Genomic DNA, 11494 nt, shown 5'->3' on the forward strand with positions numbered 1-11494 from the left:
GGCACCTACCGGCTGGAGGTGACCAACCCGCAGGTGCCCGAGCTGACCCTCCAAAGCATCCCGATCACCATCACCGAACAGGACCTCAACGGGAGCGGTCGAAGATAGGCTGATCATATATGGTTCACGCAGTGTTGTTTTGCTATTCAGCCGTCGGTCGATGTCAGGACATGCTTCAAAATAAATTGATTGAATCTCGTAACCTAGATCCTGAGAAATATCTATATTCGATGAATTAAAACTTTTTAACTGGTTGATTTGCATACCTATACATAATTTTTAAAGAGGACTGCTGGTACTCTTCTTTCAAAAATCAAGAGATATGAGAGCAACTCTCAACTTTAAGCAATTTGGATTTCGTGCCACCGGCATCTTTTTAAAATTCACTATAAAGTTCTGAGAGACTAGCCAGGTAAAGGCTATATTGGGATGGTTTGCATTTAACTCGATACTTGTGGTAAGTTTTTTGTGGAAGAGGGTAAGTCATTTATAAAATATAGTCTATTAGAGAGGCCATATAAAAGAGGAACAGATGGAAAAAGATACCTCAATACAAGTTATATTTATTACCGGAAATGGTCATTCGGGGTCAACCCTTTTGGACATCATTCTTGGATCACTTGAAGGCTGTTTTAGCGCCGGTGAACTCACAAATATTACACGGGAGACCATTATGGAAGAGTATTGCTCGTGCAATACTCAGATTCCTGAATGTGAGGTATGGTCGGAAATTATCAAAAGCTGGGAAGCTAAACGAGAGATAAGCTATCAACGCTACCAGCAACTTCGATGGCATTATGAACGGAATAAAAGAACGCTGCATGCCCTGTTTAGTTTTTATCGCCCCTCCGCTGATTTCAGGGATTACTGCCTTGCTACGCTGCATTTGCTACAGGCAATCAGAGATGTGACGGGGCAGTCGGTTATTATTGATTCATCAAAGTCTCCCCAGCGCATTGCAGTGCTGTCGAAGATTGTAGACCTCCAGGTTATCCACCTGTGTCGTGATTTTACAGGAGTGATTAACTCTTCTAAAGGATTTGCCACCAAAAATATTAAGGCAGGTATTGAAGAGGACAATCCACCCCGGAAAACCTGGAAAGTTGTCCGGGACTGGATCGCCACCAATATGGTTGCTGAAATTTTCTGCGGTAGAGAGGATTCCCAAAAAGTGTTTTATAAAAATTTTGTACAGCAGCCGGAGTCTTTGAGAAATATTCACCCGTTGTTTGCAACATTGAACGGCGATGATACTTTTAAACCCAACCATATATTGGCGGGTAATGCGCTCCGGCTAAAGGAAAGTTTAAAGATTAATCCCCGCGTTGGATTTGAATACAAGCGATTAACGCCCAGGCAGCTAAAATTTGCACGCTGGATCGACCAGCTCTTCCCCTTTTGGAGTGGAATAAATACCTGACAGGAGAGGCTTAAACTCACAGATACTAAATTCTACATTACTGGGAAAAACGGAAGAATGAAGAAAATTGCACTGGTCATTCACTCGCTGGGAATTGGAGGAATGGAGCGGGTCATGTCGCAACTGGCAAACGATTTTACTCAAAGAGAGAATACCGAGGTTCATCTTATCCTGATCGGAATCAGGCGTGAAATAATTTACGATATATCCTCTTCCGTGACTGTCCATAAACCCGGTTTTGAATTTAACAACGCCAGGCGGACTGTTGATACACTGAGAACGATGATTTTTTTACGAAATCGTGTTAAAAAGATTAATCCCGATACAGTTTTGAGCTTCGGGGAGATGTGGAATAATTTAGTCTTGCTTTCATTATACGGTTCCGGCTATCCGGTATATGTTTCTGATCGAAGTCAGCCGGACAAGGACCTGGGGAAACTTCACAACCACCTGCGCCGCGTGCTGTACCCCGGGGCAGCCGGTTATGTTGCACAAACCGAAGTAGCCAAACAGGTCTGCAATGCAAAAAAATGGAATCAAAATATACAGGTCATAAGCAACCCGGTTCGCAAAATTGAGTCGGATGAGGCTGTTAAAAAACAAAATATTATCCTGACTGTTGGACGGCTGATCAAAACCAAACACCTGGATCAACTCATAAAGATGTTTGCTGAAATAGATCCGAAGGGATGGAGACTTGTGATTGTCGGGGGAGACGCCAAGAAAATGAATCTTTCTACCCAGTTACAAGCGTTAATATCAGAGCTGAACGTAGAAAGTTCGGTTTCTTTGGAGGGCTACCAGAAAAATATTGAGTCGTATTACCTGAAGAGCAAAATATTTGCTTTTACCTCCAGCTCCGAGGGGTTTCCCAATGTTGTGGGAGAGGCGTTATCCGCGGGACTGCCAGTCGTCTCGTATGACTGCGTGGCCGGGCCTTCTGACATGATTGAGGATGGAGTAAACGGTTTCCTGGTAGATCTGTTTGACATGGAGATGTTCAAAAAAAGACTACAGGAACTGATGAGTAATGAAGATCTAAGAGCGCAGATGTCAAAATCTGCTACCCGTTCCATGGAAAAATTTACTGTAGACTCAATAGCAGACAAGTTCTATGAGTTTATAACACCTTAAGGTATGATATAAAATTTACTTCGGCATTTGCTTTAAATATAAAGGCATGAATACATGAAATTATTAATCAATACGGCGACAACACATAAAGGGGGAGGGGTTCAGGTGGCCGGCTCGTTTATTGAGGAATGCCGCAGGTTTCCGGAACACGAGTTTCACGTCGTGCTTGGAGAGATGCTATCTGAATTGGTAAACCAGGAAGAATTTCCTGCAAACTTTATGTTTTACAATATCGGTTATCGTCCGGCAACACGCGTATTTAGTTTGCAATCACAGGACCAGAAGTTCAGGGAACTGGAGATGGAAATTCGGCCGGATATAGTATTTACAACCACAGGACCCGCCTATTGGCGTCCAAAGGCCCCTCACCTGGTTGGGTTTAACCGGGCGCATCATATTTACAGGGATTCTCCATTCTTTTCAAAAATGTCAATCTGTAAAAAAATAAAGTGGTATTTGAAAGGGGCCGTGTTGAAATACTTTTTTAAGCGGGACGCAGATGCCTATGTTGTCCAAACGGAGGATGTAAACCGGCGTCTGCAGAAGTGGCTGCAAACGGATGAAGTCTATACCGTGTCCAACACTTTCAGCCAATACTATGAAAGTCCCCGGAATGAGAAAAACAAACTGCCGGAAAAAACAGATGGTGAGTTTCGTTTTCTAACGCTCTCGGCCTGGTATCCCCACAAAAACCTGGAGATTATTCCCGATGTGATTACCGTGCTGCCGGCAGCCATAAAAGAGCGCATCCGGTTTGTATTGACGCTTCCGGAGGATGATTACAGGAAGCATTTTCCGGAAGAGATGGATGGAACGATTATCAATATTGGTCCCGTAAAACCGGAGGAGGGTCCATCGCTGTACCAGGAGTGTGATGCCCTTTTCCTGCCCACGCTGCTTGAATGTTTTTCCGCTTCTTACGCCGAAGCGATGAAAATGGAGAAGCCGATTATTACATCCGACCTCGGGTTTGCCCATACGATTTGTGGAGATGCCGCTCTTTACGCGGACCCGATGGATCCGCACGCATTTGCCGAAAAGATTATTAACCTGGTGGAAGATCCCCGGTTGCAAACAACCCTCGTGCAGAATGGGATACAACAACAGCGGATTTTTGCTACGGCCCGGGAGAGAGCAGAACAATATTTAACTATTTGCAAAAAGTTGGCCAATGCCGAAAACGAAAGAAAATAAAAAGATTGTCGTTGTGAATCAGGCGGCAAACTACCTGACCATCGGGCTGTGCAACGCGTTTGCCCAAAGGGTGGAAACGGTGGAGTTGATTACCGGAAGCATCCATGTTCAGGGGGAGGAGCTGGAACCCTCAATTGGGGTCTCCAACATTAACAAATGGGTAGAACGCCCGGCTTATAAAAAATTGCTTTCCTATCTCTGGGCCTGCGTTCAGATCTACGGACTGCTGCTGTTCCGGTACCGAAAATACGAGGTATTTTTCATCTCGCTGCCGCCCATGGCGTACCTGATGTCTGTAGCACTACCCAACCGGTGCAGCATGCTCATATGGGATGTCTACCCGGATATCTTCAAAGTGACCGGTATGGAGGAATCCCATCCCATCTACAGGATCTGGGCGAAACTAAACCGCGTTGCCTTCCGCCGGGCCTACAAGTTATTCACGATAGGGGGGAAAATGAAAACCCTTCTTTCCCAGTATGTTGAACCGGAGAGGATACGGGTATCCCCGATCTGGTCAATCTTTCAATCAAACGGGAAAGTTGAAAAGGAGGACAATCCGTTTGTCGAAAAACATGGGCTTATTGATACGTTTGTTGTTCAGTATTCAGGTAATATCGGGTTGACTCACAACGTGGAGGTGATGGTACAGCTGGCGGAATTGATGAAAAACCACGAGGAAATTTTGTTCCAGATCATTGGACGTGGTCCGCGCGTTCCGCATCTCAAATCACTGGTGGAAGACAAGGCGTTGCCCAACTGCCAGTTTTTGCCATTTCAATCTGACGAGATGTTTCCATACTCGTTGTCGGCCGCCGACGTGGGAGTGGTGATCCTGGATGAGGCCACCTCAAAGGGGAGCGTCCCCAGCAAGTCATACAACCTGATGAGTTACGGTATCCCGGCACTGTACGTCGCTTCCGACGATTCTGAGCTGCACGACTACGCAACAAAGTATAACCACGCCAGGTGTGTGCCACACGATAAGCTTGAAGAAGCGGTGAACTTTATCCTGGCGTTAAAGGAGGATAAGCAGTTGCATGAAAAATATGCTCAAAATGCACAGCGGGCATCAAAAAATTATCGGCGTTCCAACGCGGATAAAATCGTAGCGCAATACCTGAGTTCCGACGCATGACAAGGACAACATTGAACATAGTCTGCCTGGTCAACCGGTACATGCCAGGTAACTAACAGAGGGGTTGTAAAACTCTCAATTCCTCGTTCTGAGGAAGTTGTACTCCCGTTCCCGTTAAAAGGTCAATTGGGTCGGTGTACAACTAACTCCAAAAAAATAGCAGGACCTGCAAAGGTTTCTAACAAGTTTTATTAGAATTCTTATGTTTCTTTCAAAGATGAAAAACAGGGTTGCGTGTAATGTCAAAAACCTGGTGGGCTGGCGGACCCGTCGCAAAATAGTTGTGTTCTCCGTAGATGATTACGGCAATGTCCGGCTTGATTCCCGGCAGGCCCGTGAACGCATGGAGCAGGAGGGGTTGCAGGTATTATCACCCTTCAAGGGATTTGACCTGTACGATTCGCTGGAAAACAGGGGCGATTTGGAGATGTTATATGAGGTGTTGACCTCGGTAAAGGATAAAAATGGTAACCACGCGATCTTCACCCCGTTTGCCGTTCCGTGCAACATCAATTTTGAAAAAGTGAGAGAGACCGGCTACAAGGAATATCACGGCGAAATGCTCCCTGAGACCTATTCAAAACTCTCCGCCCAACAGCCGGAGGCCTACAAAGGGGCGTGGAGGCTCTGGAAAGAGGGCATCCGGAAGGGACTATTGCAGCCGCAATTCCACGGGCGCGAGCATCTGAACCTGAAATTGTTCAACGAAAAACTGCAAAAGCGAGATGAGAAGTTACTCACAGCCCTTAAAAACAGGTCCTGCGCGCGTATATCTTCAGAGGAATATGAAACAGTTTCCATCCTGGCGGCCTTTGATTTTTGGGATGTCAATGAGAATAATCAATTCCGTGAAATAATTGTTGATGGACTCGATGCCTTTGAGCGGGTGTTTGGATACCGTGCAACTCACTTTAATCCACCCGGCGGACGCGAGCACTCGTCCATTCATAAAGTGTTAAAGGAAAATGACGTCCATTTTATTGATACTCCCATGATAAAAAGAGAGCACCAGGGCAAAGGTACATACCGGACTAAACTTAATTATACCGGTAAGAAAAATAAGCACGGGCAACTGTTTTTGGTTCGGAATGTAGTGTTTGAACCCACGCAAAATCGCGGTGTAGACTGGGTAGACCATGCATTGATGCAGATTGAGGCGGCGTTCCGATGGCATCGTCCCGCAATTATCAGTTCTCACCGGGTTAACTTTTGCGGGCATATAGATGAAAAAAATCGAAAAATCGGACTGGAGGCACTTCAAACACTGCTGGCGGGAATTACGGCAAGGTGGCCGGAAGCAGAGTTTATGGCGGCGGATGAACTGGGCAAATTGATCGCATCGAAATAAAATATAAGCGTAACTGGCAGGGTTTGCTTTGGGCAGTTATGATGAAATAAATTAGAATAAAATAATTCAGAGTTTGATTATTTTTGTTAGTTTTTAATGAGTGATGCTATTGATTTAGCAAATGATTAAAAAATGGACTTTTGAAAATGAAATTAAAGAGAGTTTTATACTTGGGTTATTATCTCAAACAGCTAGACAGGGAAAAATTTTCGCTTTTCCTGGATCATGCAGCAGAATTAACGGGTAGATCCAGGTTTTCGCTCCTCTCCGACATCCTAAAGTCCGTTTTTATGTACAATGTTTCCATCCTGGAGTATTTCCAATTTCGTTTTTTTGAGCTCTCAAAACAGGAACGCGAGCGCTGGGCAGGGATGGGCCAAATGTATGAATATCAGCTCAAAATGAATCCCAGAAATAGCCGCCATATCCTGGATAACAAGACGCTTTTTTACAAGCATTACGGCGATTTTTTTATTCACCAGGTGGCTGATGTGGAAGATCTTGAGAACAATCCGGAACTCGCAGAGTCAATCCTTTCCAACCCGTCTGGAAAGCTGGTTTTTAAAGTTTCAGATGGAAAGTGTGGAGCACAGGTTAAAATTATGAACTGTGAGGGTTTCGACCGCCAGGGCCTGGTCACGTTTATGAAAGAGAACAACTTTGGGTTGGTGGAGGAGTTTATTGAACAACACCCGGAGATGAACCGGCTTTCCCCTTCTGCGGTGAATACGATACGCGCGATTACACAGTTGGATGACAGGGGAGAAGTAGATATCCTGGGATGCCGGCTGCGAATCTCTGTCAATTCATCGGTCGATAATATGGCCGCAGGAAACCTGGCGGCTCCCATTGATGAGGCTACCGGACGCGTTAGCGGACCCGCGGTGTACAGCGATATTACAAAACCGGAACAGGAGTTCCATCCGGTTACCAACGTAAAGATCCCGGGATTCCAGGTGCCCTTTTGGGACGAAGTTCTTGCCATGGTACATGAGGCGGCCCTGGCTCATCCCCAAAACAGGTCGATAGGCTGGGATGTGGTGGTTACTGATAAAGGTCCGGGCCTCATTGAAGGAAATCACGACTGGTGCAAGCTGCTGTGGCAGCTGCCGGTTAAAAAGGGCCTTAAGTCACAGTTGATGAACTACGTAAAGCAGTGATGAAATTAATGTTTTTTTGAGAGTAAAATTACCTGTAGAATAAATAAACCCCGGCCATATCCAAAAGCAGATCGAGACTGTTTGTAAATTTTCAAGGAATACTTTTGGCAATCAAAGATAAAGATGAGAAAGCGTTGGTGTCGATACGGCTTTTAATTTTTTCCAAAATGTGAAGGTTTGAGATGTATGCCCGATTTTTTAAAAGATTCCTGGATCTTCTGGCATCTTTGCTGCTATTGTTATTATTGTTGCCCCTTTTTATTCTGGTTGCGTTGCTGATAAAGCTGGACAGCCGGGGACCGGTTTTTTTCATACAAGACCGCTTAGGTAAAAACCTGAAGCTCTTCAAAGTCTATAAATTTCGGACGATGACCGATAAAAAACGAAGTGTACAGAAAGTGATCGGGAAAGCGGAAGGCGTTACCAGGATCGGGTATTACCTGCGGAGGTTCAAAATTGACGAGTTGCCACAATTGATCAATGTATGCAAGGGAGAAATGTCGCTTGTGGGCCCCAGGCCCAGCATACAGGAGCAGCTTGAGGAGATGAACGTGGATGAAAAAAGACGATATTCGGTTCGCCCGGGTATGACGGGCCTTGCCCAGGTGTGTGGGAATATCCATATCAGTTGGAGTGAGCGCTACAAATATGATTTGGAATACGTTGAAAATGTTTCATTTCTGAATGATATGAAGATTATTCTGAGAACGGTACTGATTATCTTTTTGGGTGAAGAAAAATTTATCAATGAACCGCTAAAATTGAGAGAAACGCAGTAATGACTGAATCAAACCCCAGGATTGCACTGGCAGGGAGCGTCAACAGCAGTCGTAAAACCCTGGAAAAACTGTTCGAACACGATATGAATGTTGTGGGAGTGCTGGGGCTGGATCCCTCGGTCTCCGGGAACGTCAGTGGTTTTGTTGATTTAAAAAGACAGTGTGAACAGGAGGGATTTGGCAACTTTCGATATTTCACAGATATCAATGCAGGGGAGGTCCGCCATTTTATCGATGAGTGGCGGCCGGACTACCTGTTTGTGGTTGGCCTTTCCCAGCTGGTAAAAGAGCCATTATTGAGCCTGCCGTCATCGGGATGTATCGGGTTTCATCCGACCAGACTGCCGGAAGGCCGGGGACGTGGCGCGGTAGCCTGGCTCATACTGGGAAAAGCAAAGGGCGCGGCTACATTTTTTAAAATGGGAGCAGGCATGGACGATGGCCCTATCCTGGCTCAGCAGCCATTTGAAGTAGAGGAAGAGGATTATGCCCAGGACGTCATCGATAAAATAATCGGGGCGATCGGCACCTGCCTGGATGAGTTGTTGCCTGGGATGCAGGCCGGAACTGTTGAGGCCAGGGAGCAAAACCATGCAGACGCCACCTACCTGGGGAAAAGAAATCCGGAGGATGGATGGATCAACTGGCAAGATTCCGCCCGGTCCATTGTCACGCTGGTCAGGGCCGTGTCGAGCCCGCTGCCGGGGGCATTCGCCTGTATTAAGGGGCAAAAAATCATCATCGACCGGGCCTCGGTTGAAACAGAGCTCAATTATATCGGAGTGGCGGGACGTATTCTCAAAAAAGATCCACAAAAGGGAGTGTTGGTTCAGGCCGGCGATGGATTGCTGTGGCTGCATGAGCTGAGAGGTATTGCGCCGGATGAGCTGCGAGTGGGACAACAATTTGGTTCGCTGGAGGAATATCGCTTCGAACAACTAAACAACAAAATTGTAAAACTGGAAAAGCGGCTGTCTGATGAATGAAAACATACTTATTGTAGCTCCCCATTGTGATGATGAAATTTTGGGGTGCGGCGGAATTATGGCAAAGTATATTTCAAAAGGGTATCCCGTCTATGTAGCGATTATAACCAACGGGCACCTGGGAGCCCCGGAAATTTTTCCACGGGAAGGCACTGAACAAGTGAGGGAAGAAGCGTTGGAGGCGCACAACATACTGGGCGTTAAGGATACGTTTTTCCTGGATTTCCCTGCTCCCAAACTGGATTCAATTCCTGCATATAAACTCTCTATGGAGTTAAATAAATTGATTACCAAGCTGGGTATCACCACGCTTTATATTCCTCACCGGGGTGACATTCATAAAGATCACCGCATAACCTATGAGGCCTCGCTGGTGGCTGCAAGACCGATAGACGACTGCCCGGTACGCGCCATATATGCCTATGAAACGCTTTCTGAAACAGAATGGGCTCCCCCTTTTGGGGATGATGCGTTCATCCCGACCGTATTTGAAGATATTGGAGCATTCCTTGATAAAAAGCTTGAAGCGTTTGAATGTTACAGCACGCAGATCAAGACGTTCCCCCACTCCCGTTCGCTGCATGCCATAGAAGCGATATCAAATTACAGGGGATCCACGGTGGGAGTGGAAAATGCGGAAGCTTTTATGCTGGTACGTGAAATTAAGTAATGGATTTTAAATACCTCCTTGAGGATTTATTCAATAGTGAAATTATCCTGAACTACAGACAACGATACCATGAAGAATATATTAGTCACCGGCGTTGGCGGACCCACCCCTCGGTCATTTGTACGTGCGGTTAAACTGTCAACGGAAGAGACTGCAGCCTCATATCGGTTTGTGGGGGTAGATTGTGACCGGCTTGCCTATGGGTTGTACGATCGCACCCTGTTTGATGCGGGGTATACGGTACCCCGGGCCGACGATGAGAGCTACTGGTCGTCGATCAACGATATTATTGAGCGGGAGAATATTCATGCCGCGGTGGTATTACCGGAAGCGGAGGTCCTTGAATGGGCCCGCAACCGGTCCCGGCTTTCGCGAGACGTGTTGACGCACCTGCCGGATTATACCCTGGCGATGGCCCTGGTTAACAAGCATCGACTGCATGAATACCTGACCGATTCGCCGTTGATACCGAGGTATCGCAAAATTGATCCATCATCCTATAGCTATCAAGCGGTGGCCGAGCAAATAGGGGAAGTTTTCTGGATCAGGAGTACCGAAGGGTCCAGCGGACTCGGTTCCCTGAAAATAGAATCTGCCCCGGCCCTTGATCAATGGATCTCCATCAATCAAGGAGTGGATGAATTTATTGCCACTGAATACCTGCCCGGCAGAAACATGGCGTGCAAGATGCTCTATTTTGACGGAGAGCTGAAACGAACGGCCTGTGCTGAACGCGTGAACTACATTATGGCCAAGGTGGCTCCTTCGGGGATTACGGGAAACACCGCGTTTGGGCGGCTCATCAACGAGCCCGGGCTGATCCGCCGCTCCAGGAAAGCCCTGGAATCGATATCAGAAGAGCTGGAGACCGGGCTTAACGGCATTTTTACCGTTGATTACAAGGAGGATGCCGATGGGCAACCAAAGATTACGGAGATCAACATCCGTCATGTCGCCTTTACCTCCTCGATAGCAGCGGGGGGCGCCAATATTCCGGCAGATACGCTGGACGCGATGTTTTCAAACAACGGCAGCGGAATGAAAAGAATCGATTACAGGTACGAAGAGCCACTGGTATTTCTGCGGGACGTCGACTCCGAACCGATTGTGATGAGGGAGACAGATCTGCTCGATTCCAGCGAATAGCAGGTGCTGGATTTTATCAGTTAAAAGTTACAGGTTAAATGTTAAAGGTGTCAATCCTTGGATTTGAGAATATACTATTGTGTTGAGAGGTGGCTTACCACCGACCCTATTGACCTTTTAAACGGGAGTAGAACTCCCTCACAACAAAGACTGGGGGGCAAAGCCCTCTTAGTTGTCAAAGCAATAAATTAGCTAATTCCTGATAACCGATAACGAAGCTACAGCCGGTTATTTTTTGGTTCCTTTTTTCATAAAAAAATACCACTGCAATGGGAGTTATTCCCAGGTTTTTTAGGAAGCCTTGAATAGAAGCAAGAATTCGATCAAGGTTCTGCTCCTCTATGTGCTAACCCGGATTTACCTCACCAAGAAATTTGTTCTTCGGCAAGGCGAAGGGAATAGCCACGCAGACGTACCTTCGTACGTTGAGCAGGCGATTTTCCCTTTAACGCAGCTGGAGGGCAAATCGCGCGGCACGTTACACCCTGTTACATACAATGGCCTGTAAAATATGATGTA

General features: G+C 46.4%; 10 protein-coding genes. All 10 read left to right on the forward strand.

The window, feature by feature from the left end:
• Positions 1-532: 532 nt before the first annotated feature.
• Positions 533-1420, forward strand: coding sequence for a hypothetical protein (locus ACG2F4_RS18515; protein ID WP_395262435.1), 888 nt, complete (start codon positions 533-535; stop codon positions 1418-1420).
• Between the two features lie 57 nt (positions 1421-1477).
• On the forward strand, positions 1478-2554 hold the full coding sequence (locus tag ACG2F4_RS18520) for a glycosyltransferase (RefSeq protein WP_395262436.1): 1077 nt from the start codon (positions 1478-1480) through the stop codon (positions 2552-2554).
• A 54-nt stretch (positions 2555-2608) separates the two neighbouring features.
• Positions 2609-3748, forward strand: a complete 1140-nt coding sequence (locus ACG2F4_RS18525) for a glycosyltransferase family 4 protein (RefSeq protein WP_395262437.1) — start codon at positions 2609-2611, stop codon at positions 3746-3748.
• Positions 3726-4886, forward strand: a complete 1161-nt coding sequence (locus ACG2F4_RS18530) for a glycosyltransferase family 4 protein (RefSeq protein ID WP_395262438.1) — start codon at positions 3726-3728, stop codon at positions 4884-4886. Before ACG2F4_RS18525 ends, ACG2F4_RS18530 begins: the two co-directional genes overlap by 23 nt.
• Positions 4887-5088: 202 nt before the next feature.
• Complete coding sequence (locus ACG2F4_RS18535) at positions 5089-6234, forward strand: hypothetical protein (RefSeq protein WP_395262439.1); 1146 nt, start codon at positions 5089-5091, stop codon at positions 6232-6234.
• A gap of 290 nt (positions 6235-6524) precedes the next feature.
• Positions 6525-7394 carry a sugar-transfer associated ATP-grasp domain-containing protein gene (locus tag ACG2F4_RS18540; RefSeq protein WP_395262440.1) on the forward strand — a complete coding sequence of 290 codons (870 nt, stop codon included), beginning with the start codon at positions 6525-6527 and terminating at the stop codon, positions 7392-7394.
• A gap of 182 nt (positions 7395-7576) precedes the next feature.
• Positions 7577-8173 carry a sugar transferase gene (locus tag ACG2F4_RS18545; RefSeq protein WP_395262441.1) on the forward strand — a complete coding sequence of 199 codons (597 nt, stop codon included), beginning with the start codon at positions 7577-7579 and terminating at the stop codon, positions 8171-8173.
• A complete protein-coding gene (locus tag ACG2F4_RS18550) occupies positions 8173-9159 on the forward strand; it encodes a methionyl-tRNA formyltransferase (protein ID WP_395262442.1) in 987 nt (328 codons plus the stop codon). Before ACG2F4_RS18545 ends, ACG2F4_RS18550 begins: the two co-directional genes overlap by 1 nt.
• On the forward strand, positions 9152-9829 hold the full coding sequence (locus ACG2F4_RS18555) for a PIG-L deacetylase family protein (RefSeq protein WP_395262443.1): 678 nt from the start codon (positions 9152-9154) through the stop codon (positions 9827-9829). The genes ACG2F4_RS18550 and ACG2F4_RS18555 overlap by 8 nt, the downstream gene beginning before the upstream one ends.
• Before the next feature lie 69 nt (positions 9830-9898).
• Positions 9899-10975 (forward strand): hypothetical protein, encoded by a 1077-nt coding sequence (locus ACG2F4_RS18560; protein ID WP_395262444.1) that lies wholly within the window; start codon positions 9899-9901, stop codon positions 10973-10975.
• The last annotated feature ends 519 nt before the right edge of the window (positions 10976-11494 follow it).

The sequence above is a fragment of the Halalkalibaculum sp. DA3122 genome, from assembly GCF_043951865.1.
GTDB lineage: Bacteria > Bacteroidota > Rhodothermia > Balneolales > Balneolaceae > JAMQKA01.

Bases quoted from the DNA above. Each gene is read 5' to 3' on its own strand.
- ACG2F4_RS18515 (WP_395262435.1), top strand. From the start codon at position 533: ATGGAAAAAGATACCTCAATACAAGTTATATTTATTACCGGAAATGGT.
- ACG2F4_RS18520 (WP_395262436.1), top strand. From the start codon at position 1,478: ATGAAGAAAATTGCACTGGTCATTCACTCGCTGGGAATTGGAGGAATG.
- ACG2F4_RS18525 (WP_395262437.1), top strand. From the start codon at position 2,609: ATGAAATTATTAATCAATACGGCGACAACACATAAAGGGGGAGGGGTT.
- ACG2F4_RS18530 (WP_395262438.1), top strand. From the start codon at position 3,726: ATGCCGAAAACGAAAGAAAATAAAAAGATTGTCGTTGTGAATCAGGCG.
- ACG2F4_RS18535 (WP_395262439.1), top strand. From the start codon at position 5,089: ATGTTTCTTTCAAAGATGAAAAACAGGGTTGCGTGTAATGTCAAAAAC.
- ACG2F4_RS18540 (WP_395262440.1), top strand. From the start codon at position 6,525: ATGTACAATGTTTCCATCCTGGAGTATTTCCAATTTCGTTTTTTTGAG.
- ACG2F4_RS18545 (WP_395262441.1), top strand. From the start codon at position 7,577: ATGTATGCCCGATTTTTTAAAAGATTCCTGGATCTTCTGGCATCTTTG.
- ACG2F4_RS18550 (WP_395262442.1), top strand. From the start codon at position 8,173: ATGACTGAATCAAACCCCAGGATTGCACTGGCAGGGAGCGTCAACAGC.
- ACG2F4_RS18555 (WP_395262443.1), top strand. From the start codon at position 9,152: ATGAATGAAAACATACTTATTGTAGCTCCCCATTGTGATGATGAAATT.
- ACG2F4_RS18560 (WP_395262444.1), top strand. From the start codon at position 9,899: ATGAAGAATATATTAGTCACCGGCGTTGGCGGACCCACCCCTCGGTCA.